Below are 20185 nucleotides of genomic sequence, written 5' to 3' on the forward strand. Positions count from 1 at the left end.
GTCAGCCCTCGCGCGTGCCGAGCAGGCCCTTGGGCCGGAAGATCAGGATCAGCACGAGCAGCAGGTACGGCAGGATGGGCGCGGCCTGGGGCAGCGTGATGCGCAGCAACGGCCAGCCGAAGGTTTGCGGCCCCACCGAGCCGCCGAGGGCGTTGATGAGCGTGGCGAGAGACTCGTCGACCGTGAGCGGCAGCGTCTGCAGCAGGCCGATGACCAGCGAGCCGACGAAGGCCCCGGCCAGCGAGCCCATGCCGCCCACCACGACCACCACGAAGATGATGGAGCCGACGATGGCCGCCATCGACGGTTCGGTCACGAAGGTCATGCCGCCCACCACGCCGGCCAGGCCGGCGAGTGCACAGCCGCTGCCGAACACCAGCATGAACACGCGCGGCACGTTGTGCCCCAGCGCCTCGACCATCTCAGGATGCGTGAGCGCTGCCTGGATGACGAGGCCGATGCGGGTGCGGGTGAGCAGCAGCCACAGCGACACCAGCATCACCAGCGCCACCACCATCATGAAGAAGCGCGTCGCCGGGAAGGTGGAGCAATGCACCACCGCCCCCGCAGCCGCCGCGCAGCGCTCGGCCGGCGCGGCGCCCCACACGAGGCCGAAACCATCGACCGACGACTGCACGATGGTGAAGGCAGGGCCCTGCAGCACCGCCGGCGGCGAGAACGGCACCGGCGACAGGCCCCACACCAGCTTCACCAGCTCGAGGATCACGTACGACAGCCCGAAGGTGATGAGCAGTTCGGGCACGTGGCCGAACTTGTGCACCCGCCGCAGCGCGGTGCGCTCGAACAGGGCGCCCAGCGCGCCCACGGCCAGCGGCGCGAGCAGCAGCGCCGGCCAGAAGCCCACCACGCCGGCGATCGCATAGGCCACGTAGGCACCCACCATGTAGAAGCTGGCGTGCGCGAAGTTGAGCACGCCCATCATGCTGAAGATGAGCGTGAGCCCCGAGCTGAGCATGAACAGCAGGAGCCCGGAGCTGATGCCGTTGAGGATGTTGATGAAAAGCTGGTCCACGAGCGGATTCCGTGCGGCGAAGGGCTTCTGATGAACCGCGGGCCCGGCGGAGCGTGCTCCGGCGGGCCCGGGCGGCGGGTCGGCTGCGGGTTACGAAGCCGAGGGCCGCTTCATCTGGCACGAGGTGGGCGTGCTCGACACGTACGGTTCGAAGGTCTTGACCGGCTGGAAGTTGAAGCCGGTGTTCTCGACGCTGTAGTCGTTGGGCGCCTTGCCGGCCTTCTGCCACACCGCGATGTAGAGCGTCTGCTGCAGCTGGTGGTCGGTCTTGCGCATCTCGACGTCGCCGTTGAGGCTCTTGGCCTGCAGGCCTTCGAGGGCGAACGCCACCTTGAGCGGGTCGGTGCTCTTGGCCTTGGCCATGGCCGCCGACAGCAGCGTGTAGGCGTGGTAGATCTGGCCGGTGTAGTAGTCGTCGTTGAAGCGCTTCTTGTACTCGTCCATGATCCTGCGCGCTTCGCCGGTCATGGCGCTGTGCATCACGCCCACCTGGTACACGCGGCCCGCAGAGTTGGCGCCCATGGCGGTGGGCGTGCCCGAGACGGCAGCGTAGTAGGTGTAGAACTTGGCGTTCAGGCCGGCGTCGTTGGCGGCCTTGACCAGCAGCGTGAGGTCGGACGACCAGTTGCCGGTGACCACCGTGTCGGCGCCCGAGGCCTTGATCTTGGCGATGTAGGGCGCGAAGTCGCGCACCTGGGCCAGCGGATGCAGGTCCTCGCCGACGATCTGGACGTCAGGGCGCTTGCGCGACAGGTTGTCCTTGGCATAGCGCGCCACCTGGTGGCCATGGGCGTAGTTCTGGTTCAGCAGGTAGACCTTCTTGATGTCGGGCTGGTCCTTCATGAAGGTGGTCAGCGCCTCCATCTTCATGGAGGTGTCGGCATCGAGGCGGAAGTGCCAGAAGCTGCACTTGCTGTTGGTGAGGTCCGGGTCCACCGCGGCGTAGTTCAGGAAGACGACCTCCTTGCCCGGGTTGCGCTCGTTGTACTTGTTCAGGAAGTCGATGATCGCGGTGGCCGGGCCGGTGCCGGTGCCCTGTGCCACGTAGCGGATGCCCTGGTCGATGGCCGACTGCAGCGCGCTCACGGTTTCTTGCGGGCTCAGCTTGTTGTCGAAGGAGACGATCTCGAACTTCACGCCCGCGGGGTTGTTCTTGCTGAACTGCTCGGCGAGGAACTGGAAGCCCTTGAGCTGGTTCTGGCCGGTGGCCGCCGTGAGGCCGGTGAGCGCGTCGATCCAGGCGATCTTCACCGTCTCGTTGAGCTTGCCGGCCGGCGCAGCCGCCGCCGGCTTGGCCGCAGGCTTGGCCTGCTGGGCCTGCACGGCCAGCATGCTCGACAGGAGGATGGCCGACGCAACGGCCGTGGTACGAGCGATGCGGTTGAGCTTCATTGCTTTGTCTCCTTCGCGGCTGATGCCTGCTTGTCTAGGGTGGCCAAAAGGTTATTCGCAATCCGTTCGCACGGCTTCAGGGATGACCCGAGCGGACCTTGTCGCCCACAGGACACCCGGCACGAAAAGGCGCTGCTTCATGAGGTCGGAAGCTTGTAGTCCTTGTAGAGCTCCCGCAGCTTGAGCTTCTGGATCTTGCCGGTGGCCGTGTGCGGAATCTCGTTCACGAACACCACGTCGTCGGGGATCTGCCACTTGGCGATCCGGCCTTCATAGAACTGCAGCATTTCCTCGCGGCCCACCTCGGCGCCGGGCTTCCTGATGATGACGAGCAGCGGCCGCTCGTCCCACTTCGGGTGCCGGCAGGCGATGACGGCAGCCTCGTGCACCGCCGGATGGGCCATGGCGATGTTCTCCAGGTCGATGGAGCTGATCCATTCGCCGCCGGACTTGATGACGTCCTTGCTGCGGTCGGTGATCTGCATGAAGGCGTCGGCATCGATGGTGGCCACGTCGCCGGTGGGGAACCAGCCGTTCACCAGCGGCGAACGCGGGCCCTTGTAGTAGCTGTCGATGACCCAGGGCCCGCGCACCACGAGGTTGCCGGAGGCCTTGCCGTCCCAGGGCAGCTCGGCATCGTTGTCGTCGATGATCTTCATGTCGATGCCGTAGATCACCTTGCCCTGCTTCTCGAGGATGTGCCGCTGCTGCTCCTTGGGCAGGTCGAAGTGCTTGGCCTTGAGCTTCGACAGCGTGCCCAGCGGCGACAGCTCGGTCATGCCCCAGGCGTGGATCACGGTGACGCCATAGTCGTCTTCGAGCGTGCGGATCATCGAGGGCGGACAGGCCGAGCCGCCGATCACCGTGCGGCGGAAGGTGCTGAACTTCAGCTCGTTCTGCTTCACATAGGTGAGCAGGCCGAGCCACACGGTGGGCACGCCGGCGCTGAAGCTGACCTTCTCGCTTTCGAACAGCTCGAACAGCGACTTGCCGTCGAGGTGCGGCCCGGGGAACACCACCTTGCAGCCGGAGAGCGCGGCCGAGTAAGGCAGCCCCCAGGCGTTGACGTGGAACATCGGCACCACCGGCAGCACCACGTCCTGGGCCGACAGCGACATTGCGTCGGGCAGCGCGGCCGCATAGGCATGCAGGATGGTCGAGCGGTGGCTGTACACGGCCCCTTTCGGGTTGCCGGTCGTGCCGGACGTGTAGCAGATGCTGGAGGCGGTGTTCTCGTCGAACTCGGGCCAGTCGAAGCGACCGTCCTCGGCCTCCACGAGCTCCTCGTAGCACAGCAGCTTCGGAATGCCGGTCGACGCCGGCATGTGGGCGCGGTCGGTCATCAGCACGAAGTGCCTGACGCTCTTCATGCTGTCGGCCAGCTTCTCTATCAGCGGCAGGAAGGTCAGCTCGAAGCACAGCACCGTGTCCTCGGCATCGTTGGCGATCCAGGCGATCTGCTCCGGGAACAGGCGCGGGTTGATGGTGTGGCAGACCAGCTGCGAGCCCGAGGTGCCGTAGTAGATCTCGAGGTGGCGGTAGCCGTTCCAGCCCAGCGTGGCGACACGGTCGCCGGCCCGGCAGCCCAGCCGGGCCAGCGCCTGGGCCACCTTGCGGGAGCGCAGCTCGGCGTCGGCCCAGGTGTAGCGGTGGAGGTCGCCTTCGACCCGCTTCGACACGATCTCGGTGTCGCCGAAATGCCTCGCGGCATGCGTGATCAGCGAAGAGATCATGAGGGGCATCTGCATCATCTGGCCCATCAGCTGCGCCATGGTGTCTGTCTCCTTTCGAACCGGGTTCCGTACCGATGCAGCGCATCATGAAACGGCGCTGCTGCGAGTGGTTTGCGGTATACCCTAGTCGCCCTTGAAAAACTGTCGCGCTGACTACACTTGGCCGGATGACCAGTGTCTTGCCCCAAGGGCAACCTCCAGGACCGGCCGGCTCCGCGCAAGCGCCAGACGCCCCGATCGACGGCCTGCGATGGACCCACCGCTTCGCCGGCCTCGGCGAGCGTTTCCACACCCGCCTGCCCTCCACCCCGCTGCCCGACCCGCACTGGGTCGCCATCAGCGACAGCGCCGCAGCCGCCCTGGGCTGGCCCGCCGACTGGTGGCGCCACCAGCAGTCGCTCGCAGCTTTCAGCGGCGGCACGCCGTGGCGCGGCATGCAGCCACTGGCCAGCGTCTACAGCGGCCACCAGTTCGGGGTCTGGGCCGGCCAGCTCGGCGACGGCCGCGCCATCCTGCTGGGCGAGGTGGACACGCCTTCCGGCCCGATGGAGATCCAGCTCAAGGGCAGCGGACTCACGCCCTACTCGCGCATGGGCGACGGCCGAGCGGTGCTGCGCTCGTCGATCCGCGAGTTCCTCTGCTCCGAGGCCATGTTCCACCTGGGCATCCCGACCACGCGCGCGCTGGCCATCAGCGGCTCGGCGCTGCCGGTGCGGCGCGAAACCGTCGAGACGGCAGCTGTGGTGACGCGGCTGTCGCCCAGCTTCATTCGCTTCGGGCACTTCGAGCACTTCTGCCACCACGACCAGCACGCCGAGCTGCGCCAGCTGGCCGACTTCGTGATCCGGCACCACTACCCGGAATGCCTGGACGCGCCGCAGCCGTACGTCGCGCTGCTGGAGGCGGTGACGCGCCGCACCGCCCGCCTTCTGGCCGACTGGCAGGCGGTGGGGTTTGCCCACGGCGTGATGAACACCGACAACATGAGCATCCTCGGGCTCACCATCGACTACGGCCCGTTCGGCTTTCTCGATGCGTTCGATCCCGGCTTCATCTGCAACCATTCGGACACCCAGGGCCGCTACGCCTATGCCCGCCAACCCAACGTGGCGCTGTGGAACCTGCATGCGCTGGCCCAGGCCCTGCTGCCCCTGGTCGGCGAAGGCGAGGAAGCCAGCGACCTGCTGCTCGAGGCGCTGGAGCCGTATCGCACCGAGTTCCCCGCCGCGCTGGAGGCACGCATGCGGGCCAAGCTCGGGCTCGCCACCGAGCAGCCCGCCGACCGGGAGCTGATCGACGGACTGCTGAAGCTGATGGCGGCCGACCGCGTCGATTTCACGATCGCCTTCCGCCGGCTGGCCGACTTCGGCAGCGCCGCCGGGGCCGATAACGCCGCGGTGCGCGACCTCTTCCTCGACCGTGCCGGCTTCGATGCCTGGGCCGGCCGGTACCAGGCGCGCCTGCAGGCAGAAGACAGCCTCGACGCCGAACGCGCCGTACGCATGAAGCGGGTGAACCCCAAGTTCGTGCTGCGCAACCACCTCGCCGAGGTGGCGATCCGCCAGGCCGGACAAGGCGATTTCAGCGAAGTGCAGCGGCTGCTGAAAGTTCTGGAGCGCCCGTACGACGAACAGCCTGAGCACTCGGCCGACGCCGGGTTCCCGCCCGACTGGGCGCAACACATCGAGGTGTCCTGTTCATCATGAGCCAGCCTGACAACAAGGATCGCAAGGTCAGCAAGTCCGAAGCCGAATGGCGTGCACAGCTCGACCCGGTGCAGTTCGAGGTGACCCGCCACGCCGCCACCGAGCGTGCCTTCACCGGCAAGTACTGGGACCACTGGAAGGACGGCGTCTACAACTGCGTATGCTGCGGCACCCCGCTGTTCGCCTCGGAAACCAAGTTCGACGCCGGCTGTGGATGGCCGAGCTATTTCGAGCCGCTGCAGAGCGAGGTGATCGAACGGGTGGTCGACCGCAGCCACGGCATGGTGCGGGTCGAGGTGCGGTGCAACAACTGCGGCGCCCACCTGGGCCACGTGTTCCCCGACGGCCCCGAGCCCACCGGTGAGCGCTTCTGCATCAATTCGGCCGCGATAGACTTCGACGCCACCCCGAAGTAACGGCCAGTAAAAGGCGTGCGGGGCCCGGTGCCGCCACCCAAGGCGCAGCATGATGCGCGGTGGCGGCAGGTGCCCTGCCCGAGCCGCCTCATTGCATGAAGATCTTTCTCGATTTCCTCCCCATCATCCTGTTCTTCGCGGCCTTCAAGTTCGCCGATGGCCGCCCCGAAGACGCCGCCGCCTTTGCCACGGACCATTTCGGTTTCATGGTGTCGGGGGGCGTCGTCGGCGCCAAGGAGGCACCGGTGCTGCTGGCCACGCTGGTGGTCATTGCCGCCACCCTGCTGCAGGTCGTCTACCTCAAGCTGCGCCGCCAGAAGGTGGACACCATGCTGTGGGTCAGCCTCGGGCTCGTCACCGTGCTGGGCGGGGCCACCATCTGGTTCCACAACGAGACCTTCATCAAGTGGAAGCCGAGCGTCCTGTACTGGGTGATGGGCGGCGCCCTGCTGGCGGGCCAGGTGTTCTTCCGCAAGAACCTGCTGCAGGCGCTCATCGGCAACCAGCTGCCGCTGCCCGAGGCGGTGTGGCACCGGCTGAACATCGCGTGGATCGTGTTCTTCACCGCGATGGGCTTCCTGAACCTGTACGTCGCCTACAACTACTCCACCTCGACCTGGGCCACCTTCAAGGTCTTCGGCGCCACCGGGCTGATGCTGCTGTTCATGCTGGGACAGGGCGTCTACATGAGCCGCCACCTGAAGGATGAAGAAGCGCCGGCGGCCGAAGACGGCGCCGCGCCGGCGCCCCCGCCCGCCGAAAAGCGGGGCGTCACTGCGCAGGACATCGAGTCGGCCCTGCGCAGCGCGCTCGCGCCGCAGGCCCTGGAGGTGCAGGACGACAGCCACCTGCATGCCGGCCATGCGGGGGCCCGCGAAGGGCGCCATTTCACCGTGCGCATCGTCAGCGAGCGCTTCACCGGCCTGAACCGCGTGGCGCGCCATCGGCTCGTTTATGATGCCCTGCACGAGCTGATCCCCCAGGGCATCCATGCCCTGGCCATCCAGGCGGACACACCCGAACGACTCCCCGTGCACCAATCCTGAGCCGCTGCGGCCGCTCCCTCTGCACGCCCCCCTCACCCTCCCTTGCTAGAAAGGCACGTTCCTCGATGAAGAAGCTTTCCTTTGCTGCAGGCCTCGGCGCTGCGGCGCTGTCCGCAGCACTCGCCCTGCCCATGGCCGCATCGGCCCAGAACGTGGCCACCGTCAACGGCAAGCCGGTTCCGAAGGCGCGGGTGGACATGCTGATGATGCAGGTGACGCGCCAGCAGGCGGCCCAGGGCCAGCCCGCCCAGGTGACGCCGGAGCTCGAGAAGCAGGTCAAGGACGAAGTCGTGCTGCGCGAGATCTTCATGCAGGAGGCGCAACGCCGCGGCCTGCAGGGCAGCGACGACTACAAGGCCCAGCTGGAGCTGGCCCGCCAGAGCATCCTGATCCGCGAGCTGTTCAACGACTTCCAGAAGAAGAACAAAGTCAGCGACGCCGAGGTCAAGGCCGAATACGACAAGTACAAGGCCCAGGCCGGCGACAAGGAATACCGCGCCCGCCACATCCTGGTCGAGAAGGAAGAAGACGCCGTGGCCCTGGTCAAGCAGATCAAGGGCGGCGCCAAGTTCGAGGACCTGGCCAAGAAGAGCAGCAAGGATCCCGGCTCCGCGCAGAACGGCGGCGACCTCGACTGGGCCGCGCCCGGCAGCTACGTGCCCGAGTTCTCGCAGGCGATGACCAAGCTGCAGAAGGGCGAGATGACCGAAACGCCGGTGAAGAGCCAGTTCGGCTACCACATCATCAAGCTCGAAGACGTGCGCGACACGCCCTTCCCTCCCATCGAGGAAGTGAAGCCGCAGATCGAGCAGCGCCTCACCCAGCAGAAGCTGGCCACCTTCCGCGACGAGCTGAAGTCCAAGGCCAAGACCGACTACAAGTTCAACTGAACGACCTGAACAAGCCGAACGACCGGTTCGCCGGCACACGACAAAGGGCGCCCGTGGCGCCCTTTGTCATTGCCACGCAGGGTTCTCCTAGCGGAGCTGCATCCACAGCATCAGCAGGCCGATCAGCACCGGCTGGTGCAGCATGTAGAAGCTCAGGCTCCAGCGGCCCAGCAGCGCCAGCGGCCTGAAGGCGCCGGGGAGAATGCCGCCCACCCAGTGCGGCCGGTTTCGCAGCACCCACAGCCCCGCCGCCAGCCCCCACCACATCACGCCCAGCCAGGGCAGCAGCGGCACGTAGTCTTCGGTGACCGGCTTGCGCGTCACCAGCCCGACCCAGCTGGTCCAGCGGGTGTCGAAGAAGCTGTGCTGCACGAGGCGCGGCAGCAGCACCGCCAGCAGCCCGAGCGGCCACAGCCACGGGCCCATGCGGGCGGTGAAGCGCGTCACGACGAGCATGACCGCGATGCCATGCAGCACCCCGAAATAGATGTAGCTGCGCGGGAACATCAGGTAGGAGCCGATGCTCACCAGCACCGCGCAGCCGGCCACCTGTGCCCAGCGGCGCCAGAAGCGCCGCCAGGTCTGCCCCTGTGTCACCGCGATGGCCTGGCCGAAGCCCGCGCAGAACAGGAACAGCGACACGATGACGGTGCGCTGCGTGGTCCAGAAGGGGTCGCGGTAGAAGTTCTGCTCGATGAGCCGGAAGTGGGCGAGGTCGAAGCAGAAATGGAAGACCGCCATCCAGACGATGGCGACGCCGCGCAGGGCATCGAGGCGGTCGTAGCGGGAAGCAATCGGAGCAGTGGTTTCGTTCACGGCCGGCACGATAGCGCATGCGCTGCGGCGACCTAAAATTGCCGGCTCCATGCGCACACCCCGTCCTGAGCTCGAACTGCTCGCTCCCGCCCGCGACGCCGACATCGGCATCGAAGCCGTCAACCACGGCGCCGACGCCGTCTACATCGGCGGCCCCACCTTCGGCGCCCGCCACAACGCGAGCAACGAGGTGGCCGACATCGAGCGGCTGGTGAAGCATGCGCACCGCTACGGCAGCCGCATCTTCGTCACCCTCAACACCATCCTGCGCGACGACGAGCTCGAGGCGGCCCGCCGCCTGGTCCGCCAGATGTACGACATCGGGGTGGATGCCCTCATCGTGCAGGACATGGCGCTGCTGGAGCTCGACATCCCGCCGATCCAGCTGCATGCCAGCACGCAGTGCGACATCCGCACCCTCGAGAAGGCACGCTTCCTCGGCCAGGCCGGCTTCTCGCAGATCGTGCTGGCGCGCGAGCTGACGCTGGCGCAGATCCAGGCCATTGCCGAGGCCACCGACGCCACCATCGAGTTCTTCGTGCACGGCGCCCTGTGCGTGGCCTACAGCGGCCAGTGCTATGTGAGCCATGCGCAGACCGGCCGCAGCGCCAACCGCGGCGACTGCTCGCAGGCCTGCCGCCTGCCCTACACCGTGACCGACGGCCAGGGCCGCATCGTGGCGCACGAGAAGCACGTGCTGTCGATGAAGGACAACGACCAGAGCGCCAACGTGCGTGCACTGGTCGATGCCGGCGTGCGCAGCTTCAAGATCGAGGGCCGCTACAAGGACATGGGCTATGTGAAGAACATCACCGCCCATTACCGCCAGCTGCTCGACGGCGTGCTGGAGGCGCGCACCGACCTGCACCGGGCCTCGTCCGGGCGCACCCGCTTCTTCTTCACGCCCGACCCGGACCGCAACTTCAACCGAGGCTCGACCGACTACTTCGTCAACGGCCGCAAGGACGACATCGGCGCCTTCGACACGCCCAAGCATGCGGGCCTGCCGCTGGGCCACGTCACCCGGGTCGCCAAGGACCATTTCGAGGTCGAGCTGGCCGCGGGCGCCGACGCGCTGAACAATGGCGACGGCCTGACCTACTACGACCTGCAGAAGGAGCTGGTGGGCGTGCAGGTCAACACGGCCCAGCCGCTGGGCGCCGACGGCCGGCTGTGGCGGGTGTTCCCGAACGAGCCGGTGGCGCAGCTGAAGGACCTGCGGCGCGACACCGAGCTGTCACGCAACCGCGACATGGCCTGGGACCGCCTGCTGGGCCGGAAGTCGGCCGAGCGCCGCATCGGCGTGTCGATGCGCCTGGACGAAACGCCCGCCGGCTTCAGCCTCACCCTCACCGACGAGGATGGCCATCGCGGCACCGCGAGCGTGGAGCATGCAAAGGAGCCCGCACAGAACACCGGCAAGGCAGACGCCACGCTGCGCGAGCACCTGGCCAAGCTGGGCAACACCTGCCTCGAGGCGCGCGAGATCGAACTGCACCTGTCGGCGCCGTGGTTCATCCCGGCCGGCGTGGTGAACGGCCTGCGGCGCGATGCGGTCGAGTCGCTGGAGCAGGCCCGCGACGCCGCCTGGCAACGCCCGCCGCGTGCGCGGCCGGCCGAGCCGCCTGCGCCCTACCCCGACGACACGCTGAGCTACCTGGCCAACGTCTACAACCACAAGGCGCGCGACTTCTATGCGAAGCACGGCGTCAAGGTGATCGAGTCCGCCTACGAAAGCCATGAGGAGCCGGGGGAGGTGAGCCTCATGATCACCAAGCACTGCGTGCGCTATTCGCTCAGCCTGTGCCCCAAGCAGGCCAAGGGCGTCACCGGCGTGCAGGGCACGGTGCGCGCCGAGCCGCTGGTGATCGAGAACAACGGCGAGAAGCTGACGCTGCGCTTCGACTGCAAGCCGTGCGAGATGCACGTGGTCGGCAAGATCAAGCGCAACGTGATCGACCGTGCGGCCGCGGTGCCGATGAAGTTCTACAAGACGCGGCCGGTGGCGCCGCACTGATCCGCCGGCGCCCCCTTCGAGGGGAGCGCCGCAGGCGCTGCGGGGTCGAGCCTATTCAATCCACCTGCGCGCATTGCGGAACATGCGCATCCACGGGCTGTGCTGGCCCTTGTCACCGCTCGTCCAGCTCATGAGCACATTGCGGAACACGCGTTCCGGGTGCGGCATCAGCACCGTGAAGCGGCCGTCGGCCGTGGTCACCGAGGTGAGGCCGTCGGGGCTGCCGTTGGGGTTGAACGGGTAGGCCTCGGTCGGCGCACCGGTGTTGTCGACGAAACGCATCGCGCGAAACACCTTCGCCGCGTCGCCGCGCTGCGAGAAGTCGGCAAAACCTTCGCCGTGGGCCACCGCGATGGGGAGCCGGCTGCCGGCCATGCCGGTGAAGAAGATCGAGGGGCTTTCGAGCACCTCCACCAGCGACAGGCGGGCTTCGAACTGCTCGCTCTTGTTGCGGGTGAACTTCGGCCAGTCCTGCGCGCCGGGGATGATGGGCGACAGCGCGGCCATCATCTGGCAGCCGTTGCACACACCCAGCGCGAAGGTGTCGTTGCGGCCGAAGAAGGCCGCGAACTGCTCGGCCAGGGTCGGGTTGAACATCACCGAGCGGGCCCAGCCCTCGCCGGCGCCCAGCGTGTCGCCATAGCTGAAACCGCCGCAGGCGATGAAGCCCTTGAACATGTCGAGCCGGGCGCGGCCGCTCTGCAGGTCGCTCATGTGCACGTCGAAGGTGTCGAAGCCGGCCTGGTGCATGGCATAGCTCATCTCGACGTGCGAATTGACGCCCTGCTCCCGCAGCACGGCGAGCTTCGGGCGGGCGCCGGTGGCCACGAACGGCGCGGCCACGTCCTCGGAGGCGTCGAACGTCAGGTGCAGGTGCAGACCGGGGTCGTCGGCCTTGCCGGCCGCCGCATGCTCGGCATCGGCGCAGGCCGGGTTGTCGCGCTGGTGGGCAATGCGCCAGCTCACCTCGTCCCAGGTCTTGTGCAGCTGCTCCAGCGCAGCGGCGAAGACCTGCTTCGTATCGCGCCACACTTCGAGAACGCCGCGGTCGTTGGGCTTGCCGATCACATGGCTGTGCTTCGACAGGCCGAACTCACGCAGCGTGGCCATCACCGCATCGCGCTCGCCGGTGCGCACCTGGATCACCGCGCCCAGCTCCTCGTTGAACAAGGCCTTGAGCGTGAGTTCGGCGCGGCGCTCGCCCACCTGCTGCGCCCAGTTCTTGGAGTCGCCGTATTCCGCGCGGCTGTCTTCGATGCCGGCGCTTTCGGTCACCAGCATGTCGACGTTCAGGCTCACGCCCAGGTGGCCGGCAAAGGCCATCTCGGCCACGGCCGCCCACAGGCCGCCGTCGCTGCGGTCGTGGTAGGCCAGGAGCCGGCCTTCGGCGCGCAGCCTGTTGACGGCACCCACCAGGGCTTTCAGCTGCGCCGGGTCGTCCAGGTCGGGCACGCCGTTGCCGAACTGGTTGAGCACCTGCGCCAGCATCGAGCCGCCCATGCGGTTGCGGCCGTTGCCGAGGTCGATGGCGATCAGGGTGGTGTCGCCGGGCTGCAGCTGCGGCGTGAGCGTGCCCCGCACGTCGTCCAGCGTGGCGAAGGCAGAGACGATGAGCGAGACCGGGGCGGTGACCTGCTTCGTCTGGCTGCCCTCTGCCCAGCGGGTGCGCATCGACAACGAGTCCTTGCCCACCGGCACGCCGATGCCCAGCGCGGGGCACAGGTCCATGCCGACCGCCTTGACGGTGTCGTACAGCGCGGCGTCCTCGCCCGGCTCGCCGCAGGCGGCCATCCAGTTGCAGCTGAGCTTCACCCGGGGCAGCTCGATCGGTGCCGCCAGCAGGTTGGTGATGGCCTCGGCCACCGCCATGCGGCCCGAGGCCGGCGCGTCCAGCGATGCCAGCGGGGTGCGCTCGCCCATGCTCATGGCCTCGCCGCGGAAGCCCGCATAGTCGGCCAGGGTGACGGCGCAGTCGGCCACCGGCACCTGCCAGGGGCCCACCATCTGGTCACGGTGGTTGAGGCCGCCGACGGTGCGGTCGCCGATGGTGACGAGGAAGCGCTTGGAGGCGACCGTCGGGTGGCGCAGCACGTCGAAGGCCACCTGCTCCAGCTTCACGCCGGTGAGGTCGAGCGGCCGTTCCTCGCGGGCCACCCGCTTCACGTCGCGGTGCATCTTGGGCGGCTTGCCCAGCAGCACCTCCATCGGCATGTCGATGGCGCGCTCGCCGCCCGGGCCGTCCTCGAGGATCAGCTCCTTGTCGTCGGTGGCCGTGCCGATGACGGCGAACGGACAGCGCTCGCGCTCGGCCATCGCGGTGAAGATCGGCAGGCTTTCAGGGGCCACCGCCAGCACGTAGCGCTCCTGGCTTTCGTTGCACCAGATCTCCTTCGGTGCCAGGCCGCTTTCCTCGAGGGGCACCTTGCGCAGGTCGAAGGTGGCGCCCTTTTCCGCGCCGTCCACCAGCTCGGGGAAGGCGTTGCTGATGCCGCCGGCGCCCACGTCATGGATGGCCAGGATGGGGTTCTTGTCGCCCAGCGCCCAGCAGTGGTTGATGACCTCCTGCGCACGGCGCTGGATCTCAGGGTTGCCGCGCTGCACCGAGTCGAAGTCGAGTGCCGCGGTGTTGGTGCCGGCGGCCATGGAGCTGGCGGCGCCGCCGCCCATGCCGATGCGCATGCCGGGGCCGCCGAGCTGGATGAGCAGCGTGCCGGCGCCGAACGGCAGCTTGTGCGTCTGCCCGTCGCTGATGGTGCCCAGCCCGCCGGCGATCATGATCGGCTTGTGGTAGCCGCGGCGCACGCCGGCCACCGTCTGCTCGAAGACGCGGAAGTAGCCGCCCAGGTTGGGCCGGCCGAATTCATTGTTGAAGGCGGCGCCGCCCAGCGGGCCCTCGGTCATGATCTGCAGCGCGCTGGCGATGTGCTCCGGCTTGCCGTAGCGCACCTGTTCCCACGGCTCGCTGGTGCCCGGCAGCTGCAGGTTGCTCACCGAGAAGCCGGTGAGCCCGGCCTTGGGCCGCGCGCCGCGGCCGGTGGCGCCTTCGTCGCGGATCTCGCCGCCCGCGCCGGTGGAGGCGCCCGGGTGCGGCGAGATGGCGGTCGGGTGGTTGTGCGTTTCCACCTTCATGAGCACGTGCGCGGTCTCGTGGCGCGCGGCGTACTGCGGCGCATTCGTGTAGCCCAGCGGCAGCCAGCGCTCGACCGGGCCGCCCTGCATGACCGCGGCGTTGTCGCTGTAGGCCACCACCGAATACTGCGGCGACAGCTTCTCGGTGTTGCGGATCATCCCGAACATCGACAGCTCCTGCGCCTGGCCGTCGATGGTGAACTTCGCGTTGAAGATCTTGTGGCGGCAGTGCTCGCTGTTGGCCTGCGCGAACATCATCAGCTCGACGTCACTGGGATTGCGCTTCAGGTTCCGGAAGGCGGTGACGAGGTAGTCGATCTCGTCGTCGCTGAGCGCCAGGCCGAATGCCTTGTTGGCCGACTCGAGCGCCGCGCGGCCCTCGCCCAGCACGTCGACATGCTCCATCGGCTTGCCGGGCTGTTCGTCGAACAGGTGGGCGGCGGCCTGCCGCTCGAAGGCGGCGCTTTCGGTCATGCGGTCGTGCAGCAGCGCGGCAACCGCTTCACGCTCCTCGGCCGACAGCGGCTTGCTGCCGCTCAGCAGGCCGCCCTTGAGCGAAAGCCGGTATTCCGTCACACGTTCGACCCGGTGGATCGCCAGGCCGCAGTTGTGCGCGATGTCGGTGGCCTTCGAAGCCCAGGGCGACACGGTGCCGAAGCGGGGTGTCACGACCACCAGTTCGCCATCGGCCGGGCCGGCATACGGGTCGCCGTAGGCGAGCAGCGCGGCCAGCTTGTCGGCCTCGCCGCCTTCGAGCGCCCGGTCCAGCCAGACCCAGTGCACGAAACGGGCATGCACCGCGGTGACGCGGGGAGCCACCGCCTGCACCTTCGGCAGCAGGGCCTGGGCGCGGAAGGCAGACAGGGCATTGCCGCCCTCGAAAGAAAGAATCTGGGAGGTGCTGGAAGTCACGGGCGGGCTCGTGTGGGGTGGTGCTGGGGACGGCGACGGGAGCAATCCCGGAGAACCCGCGATTTTAGGGCCGCTGCGCCATAATTTCGCCCCATGACCATCACCATCAAGACCGGCGCCGAGATCGACGGCATGCGGCTGGCCGGACGGCTGGCCTCCGAGGTGCTCGACTACCTCACGCCCCACGTCAAGCCCGGCGTCTCGACCGAGCAGCTCGACAAGCTGGCGCACGACTACATCGTCAACGAGCAGCAGGCCATTCCCGCGCCGCTGAACTACGCGCCGCCGGGCTACACGCCCTACCCCAAGTCGATCTGCACGTCGATCAACCACCAGGTCTGCCACGGCATCCCGAACGACCGGCCGCTGAAGAACGGCGACATCGTCAACATCGACGTCACCGTCATCAAGAACGGCTGGCACGGCGACACCAGCCGCATGTTCATCGTGGGCGAAGGCTCCATCGCGGCCAAGCGGCTGTGCGCGCTGACCTACGAGGCCATGTGGAAGGGCATCGTGAAGGTGAAGCCCGGCATCCGCCTGGGCGACATCGGCCACACCATCCAGACCTTCACCGAGAACCAGGGGTTCTCGGTGGTGCGCGAGTTCTGCGGCCACGGCATCGGCCAGAAGTTCCATGAAGAGCCGCAGGTGCTGCACTACGGCCGCCCGGGGACGCTGGAGGAGCTGGTACCGGGCATGACCTTCACCATCGAGCCGATGGTCAATGCGGGCCGCCGCGAGATCAAGGAAACCGGCGACGGCTGGACCATCGTCACGAAAGACCGCTCCCTGTCGGCCCAATGGGAGCACACCGTGCTCGTCACCGAAACCGGCTACGAGGTGCTCACCCTCTCGGCCGGCAGCCCGCCGCCGCCCGATTTCGCGACCAAGGGTTGACGCCCATGTCGGCAGTACCCGGCGATGCGCCCGTGCCGCAGGAGCAGCCCACTCCGGGCGCCCCGGCGGCCTCCTCGCTCAAGACGCTGCGGGCCCAGTTCCGCGACGGCAAGACCGCGCTGATCCAGCGCTTCCGCGACGCACGGCCCACCGCCCCTGCCGCCGGCCGGCTGGTGCGGGCCCTGGCCAAGCACGTGGACCGCACGCTGCAGGACCTCTGGGAACATGCCTTCATGCCGCGCGGCGCCGCGCTGCTGGCCGTGGGCGGCTTCGGCCGCGGCGAGCTGTTCCCCTATTCCGACGTGGACGTGCTGGTGCTGCTGCCCAGCAGCGTGCACGGCAGCGACGACCCGGCCATCGCGGCGCACCGTTCGGCCATCGAGGGTTTCATCACCGCCTGCTGGGACATCGGCCTGGAGATCGGCTCCAGCGTGCGCACCATCGACGAATGCGTGGCCGAGGCGCAGGCCGACGTGACGGTGCAGACCGCCTTGCTCGAGTCGCGCTTCATCTGCGGCTCGCGCAAGCTCTACAGCGGCTTCAAGCGTGCCTCGGCCTCGGTGATGAACCCGTCGGCCTTCCTGCGCGCCAAGACGCTGGAAATGCGCCAGCGCCACACGAAGTACGAAGACACCCCCTATTCGCTGGAGCCCAACTGCAAGGAAAGCCCCGGCGGCCTGCGCGACCTGCAGGTGGTGATGTGGGTCGCCCGCGCTGCCGGCCTCGGCAAGACCTGGAGCGAGCTGGCCAGCAAGGGGCTGGTCACGCCGTTCGAGGTGAAGCAGCTGCAGCGCAACGAGGGGCTGCTGAAGCTCATCCGCGCGCGGCTGCATGTGGTGGCCGGCCGCCGCGAAGACAGGCTGGTGTTCGACCTGCAGACCGCGGTGGCCGAAAGCTTCGGCTACAAGGCCACCAAGGCGCACCGGGCCTCGGAAGCGCTGATGCGGCGCTACTACTGGGCAGCCAAGGCGGTCGCGCAGCTCAACCAGATCCTGATGCTCAACATCGAGGAGCGCATCAACGGCTCGCAGGAGGCGCAGATGCGCCCCATCAACGAGAAGTTCCTCGACCGCGGCGGCATGCTGGAGGTGGCGAGCGACGACCTCTACGAGCGCGACCACCATGCGATCCTCGAGACCTTCCTGACCTACCAGCGGACGGTGGGCATCAAGGGGCTCTCGGCGCGCACCCTGCGGGCGCTGTACAACGCCCGCGAGCTGATGGACGCGAAGTTTCGCCGCGACCCGCGCAACCGCGAGCTTTTCATGCAGATCCTGCGCGAACCGCAGGGGCAGACGCATGCCTTCCGCCTGATGAACCAGACCTCGGTGCTGGGACGCTACCTGTGGGTGTTCCGCCGCATCGTCGGGCAGATGCAGCACGACCTGTTCCACGTCTACACCGTGGACCAGCACATCCTGATGGTGCTGCGCAACGTGCGGCGCTTCTTCATCCCCGAGCATGCGCACGAGTACCCGTTCTGCTCCCAGCTGGCCGCCCAGTTCGACCGGCCGTGGGTGCTGTACATCGCTGCGCTGTTCCACGACGTGGCCAAGGGCCGGGGCGGCGACCACTCCGACCTGGGCGGCACCGAGGTGCGGCGCTTCTGCCGCGAGCACGGCATCGAGCGCGACGACACGCAGATCATCGAGTTCCTGGTGCGCGAGCACCTCACCCTGAGCCGCATCGCCCAGAAGGAAGACCTGAGCGACCCCGACGTCATCACCGCCTTCGCGGCCCGCATGAAGAACCAGCGCTACCTCACCGCGCTGTACCTGCTCACGGTGGCCGACATCCGCGGCACCAGCCCCAAGGTCTGGAATGCGTGGAAGGGCAAGCTGCTCGAAGACCTGTACCGCCTCACCCTGCGTGCACTCGGCGGCTCGCGCCCGAACATGGACGCCGACATCGAGGCACGCAAGCTCGAGGCCCGTCACACGCTCGCGCTCTATTCGGTGCTGCCCGGCGCCGAAGAGGCGCTGTGGAAGACGCTCGAGGTCAGCTACTTCGCACGACACGATGCAGCCGACATCGCCTGGCATGCCCGTTCGCTGTCGCGCCACGTGCAAAGCGACCGGCCGATCGTGAAGGCGCGCTCGTCATCGGTGGGCGAAGGCCTGCAGGTGCTGGTGTACTCGCCCGACAAGGCGGACCTGTTCGCTCGCATCTGCGGCTACTTCGACAGCGCCGGCTTCAGCATCCTCGACGCGAAGATCCACACCACCACTGCCGGCTATGCGCTCGACACCTTCCAGGTCATCAGCGCCGCGCCGGTGGAGCACTACCGCGACCTCATCTCGTTGGTGGAAACCCAGCTCGGCCAGGCGCTCAACACCGAAGCGCCGCTGCCCGAATCGAGCCGCGGGCGGCTGTCGCGCCGGGTGAAGTCCTTCCCCATCACCCCGCGCGTGCTGCTCAAGCCCGACGACCGCGGCCAGCGCTGGCTGCTGTCCGTGTCGACGAGCGACCGCACCGGGCTGCTGTATTCCATCGCCCGGGTGCTGGCCCGCCACAAGATCAACCTGCAGCTGGCCAAGATCAGCACGCTGGGCGAACGGGTGGAAGACACCTTCCTCATCAACGGCAGCGCGCTGCAGCAGAACCGGCTGCAGATCCAGATCGAGACCGAGCTGCTCGACGCGATCACGCCCTGAGGGCCACCACCCGGGAGGCGCCGGCCGCACCCAACAGGGCCACGGCCGCAGCCGCCGCAAAACACGCCAGGTAGGTCGCGGGACCGATCGCCGTGCCCTCCTGCGGCGCAAGCAGCGCGCCGCCGAGCGCGAGCACCATGGCGGAGGCCAGCGCATCGGCCAACTGCAGCGCCGAGCTGTGGATGCCATGCGACTCGGGCGGCGAAAGCTCCAGCGTCAGCACCGACAGGACGGGGTACACCATGCCCATGCCGAGCCCGGCCAGGCCCCAGCCGGCCACGCCCACGCCCAGCGGCATGCCGGGCATCAGCACGAGCCCCTGGGACGCGATGCCGGCCATCAGCAGCGCCATGCCGCGCCGCAGCGACCGGGCCTTGGCCTGCAGGCCGACGTTGTGGCGGCCTTCGTACCACGAGCCTGCCGACCAGCCCAGCGCGCCGATGGTCAATGCCGAGCCGGCCCAGGCGGGAGACAGCCCGCGCTCGGTGGTCATCATCAGCGGCACGAACACCTCGGCACCGAAGAATCCGGCCGCCGCGAGGCCCCGCAGCGCGACGACGGTCGGCAGGCCCCGGGTCAGCTTCCAGGTACCTGTGGGCAGCAGCCGCGGCACCGCCATCAGCACCGCAGCCAGGGCGACGGCCAGCAGCAGCACGCCCATGCCGTCACGCCGCTGGCCGGCCACGTGCAGCAGCGCCGCACCGACGGCCGCCGCCAGCGCCCAGAGCAGCCGCCCGCGGCCTTCGTCGGCCGGCTCCGCTGCCTGCGCGGGCGGGTGCATGTCCTTCAGGCCGGGCAGCATCAAAAGCGCCGAAGGCACGGCCAGCAACGCCGGCAGGAGGAACACCCATCGCCAGCCGACCCATTCCACCAGCAGGCCGGCCACCGAAGGCCCCACGATGGACGGCAGCACCCATGCACCTGCGAAAGCGGCGAAGACCCGCGGATGCAGATCGCTCGGGTAGGCACGTCCCACCACCACGTACAGCGCCACCGAGAACACGCCGGAGCCGAAGCCCTGCAACACCCGCCCGATCACGAGGAGCTCCATGGAAACCGCCAGCCCGGCCAGCAGCAGCCCGGCGACGAACAGCACTACGCCGCCCCACAGCGGCCGGTTCGGCCCATGCCGGTCACTCCAGCGACCGGCGGCTACTGTGCCCACCACCGCCATGGCCAGCGGTGCGCCAAAGGCCAGCGCGTAGAGGTGCAGCCCGCCCAGCGCGGTGGCCACGGCAGGCATGGCACTGGCCACTGCGATGTATTCGAAGGCCATCTGGCCGATCAGCATGAGCGAGCCGACCGACAGCATGCGATACGGCCGCGACCAGAGGCCCGCGGCCGGCGGTGCCGGCATCGCGACCATGTCCAGAGAGCTCATCGCGCCCCCTGCTTCTTCACGCCACGAACCCTGCGGACACCCGGCTTCGGGGTTGTGCCGGCGGTGGCGGTGGCGGTGGCGGTGGCGGCGCGCCGCCAGCCCATGAAATACAACGGATTCATCACGCCTCCTGGATTGGATGGCGGCACCTTAAGATCTC

14 protein-coding genes and 1 pseudogene are annotated in these 20185 nt (G+C 68.2%); 8 read left to right on the forward strand and 7 right to left on the reverse strand.

Annotated elements, in window-relative coordinates:
- Window position 1 precedes the first annotated feature (1 nt).
- The 3 genes from E8D38_RS12405 to E8D38_RS12415 all read right to left on the reverse strand — a co-directional run bounded on the left by E8D38_RS12405 (window position 2) and on the right by E8D38_RS12415 (window position 4197).
- On the reverse strand, window positions 2-976 hold the full coding sequence (locus E8D38_RS12405) for a branched-chain amino acid ABC transporter permease (protein WP_246099458.1): 975 nt from the start codon (window positions 974-976) through the stop codon (window positions 2-4).
- Between the two features lie 147 nt (window positions 977-1123).
- Window positions 1124-2365 (reverse strand): branched-chain amino acid ABC transporter substrate-binding protein, encoded by a 1242-nt coding sequence (locus tag E8D38_RS12410; protein WP_140630531.1) that lies wholly within the window; start codon window positions 2363-2365, stop codon window positions 1124-1126.
- 197 nt (window positions 2366-2562) lie between these two features.
- On the reverse strand, window positions 2563-4197 hold the full coding sequence (locus E8D38_RS12415; RefSeq protein ID WP_140630409.1) for a 3-(methylthio)propionyl-CoA ligase: 1635 nt from the start codon (window positions 4195-4197) through the stop codon (window positions 2563-2565).
- A 140-nt stretch (window positions 4198-4337) separates the two neighbouring features.
- Here E8D38_RS12415 and E8D38_RS12420 point away from each other — a divergent pair, with 140 nt between their 5' ends.
- From E8D38_RS12420 to E8D38_RS12435, 5 genes and pseudogenes are all read left to right on the forward strand, one after another.
- A complete protein-coding gene (locus E8D38_RS12420) occupies window positions 4338-5864 on the forward strand; it encodes a protein adenylyltransferase SelO (protein WP_425462767.1) in 1527 nt (508 codons plus the stop codon).
- Window positions 5861-6280: a peptide-methionine (R)-S-oxide reductase MsrB gene (gene msrB, locus E8D38_RS12425; protein WP_140630417.1), complete on the forward strand. Its 420-nt coding sequence runs from the start codon at window positions 5861-5863 to the stop codon at window positions 6278-6280. Before E8D38_RS12420 ends, msrB begins: the two co-directional genes overlap by 4 nt.
- Window positions 6281-6375: 95 nt before the next feature.
- Window positions 6376-6999, forward strand: a pseudogene (locus E8D38_RS28955) (septation protein A); the annotation flags it as partial.
- A gap of 78 nt (window positions 7000-7077) precedes the next feature.
- A complete protein-coding gene (locus E8D38_RS28960; protein WP_425462768.1) occupies window positions 7078-7326 on the forward strand; it encodes a BolA family protein in 249 nt (82 codons plus the stop codon).
- A gap of 65 nt (window positions 7327-7391) precedes the next feature.
- Entirely contained in the window at window positions 7392-8216 is an 825-nt protein-coding gene (locus E8D38_RS12435) for a peptidylprolyl isomerase (protein ID WP_140630419.1), read from the forward strand.
- 87 nt (window positions 8217-8303) lie between these two features.
- Here the strand turns inward: E8D38_RS12435 and E8D38_RS12440 are convergent, their stop codons facing one another.
- On the reverse strand, window positions 8304-8957 hold the full coding sequence (locus E8D38_RS12440) for an acetyltransferase domain-containing protein (protein WP_246099461.1): 654 nt from the start codon (window positions 8955-8957) through the stop codon (window positions 8304-8306).
- Window positions 8958-9081: 124 nt separating this feature from the next.
- Here E8D38_RS12440 and E8D38_RS12445 point away from each other — a divergent pair, with 124 nt between their 5' ends.
- Complete coding sequence (locus E8D38_RS12445; RefSeq protein ID WP_140630425.1) at window positions 9082-11049, forward strand: peptidase U32 family protein; 1968 nt, start codon at window positions 9082-9084, stop codon at window positions 11047-11049.
- Between the two features lie 51 nt (window positions 11050-11100).
- Here the strand turns inward: E8D38_RS12445 and purL are convergent, their stop codons facing one another.
- On the reverse strand, window positions 11101-15090 hold the full coding sequence (purL, locus tag E8D38_RS12450; RefSeq protein ID WP_140630427.1) for a phosphoribosylformylglycinamidine synthase: 3990 nt from the start codon (window positions 15088-15090) through the stop codon (window positions 11101-11103).
- A 93-nt stretch (window positions 15091-15183) separates the two neighbouring features.
- On the opposite strand from purL, the gene map reads away from it, so the two are divergent.
- Window positions 15184-15990 carry a type I methionyl aminopeptidase gene (gene map / locus E8D38_RS12455; RefSeq protein ID WP_140630430.1) on the forward strand — a complete coding sequence of 269 codons (807 nt, stop codon included), beginning with the start codon at window positions 15184-15186 and terminating at the stop codon, window positions 15988-15990.
- 5 nt (window positions 15991-15995) lie between these two features.
- Window positions 15996-18644 carry a [protein-PII] uridylyltransferase gene (locus tag E8D38_RS12460; RefSeq protein WP_140630433.1) on the forward strand — a complete coding sequence of 883 codons (2649 nt, stop codon included), beginning with the start codon at window positions 15996-15998 and terminating at the stop codon, window positions 18642-18644.
- Here the strand turns inward: E8D38_RS12460 and E8D38_RS12465 are convergent.
- The gene (locus E8D38_RS12465; RefSeq protein ID WP_219851731.1) at window positions 18634-20025 is read right to left on the reverse strand and encodes an MFS transporter; all 1392 of its coding nucleotides are present in this window, start codon (window positions 20023-20025) and stop codon (window positions 18634-18636) included. The two genes, E8D38_RS12460 and E8D38_RS12465, sit on opposite strands and share 11 nt — an antisense overlap.
- On the reverse strand, window positions 20022-20147 hold the full coding sequence (locus E8D38_RS29330) for a hypothetical protein (RefSeq protein WP_281286110.1): 126 nt from the start codon (window positions 20145-20147) through the stop codon (window positions 20022-20024). Before E8D38_RS29330 ends, E8D38_RS12465 begins: the two co-directional genes overlap by 4 nt.
- Between the last annotated feature and the right edge of the window lie 38 nt (window positions 20148-20185).

It is taken from the genome of Methylibium rhizosphaerae (genome assembly GCF_006386545.1).
Classification (GTDB): Bacteria; Pseudomonadota; Gammaproteobacteria; order Burkholderiales; family Burkholderiaceae_C; genus Pseudorivibacter; species Pseudorivibacter rhizosphaerae.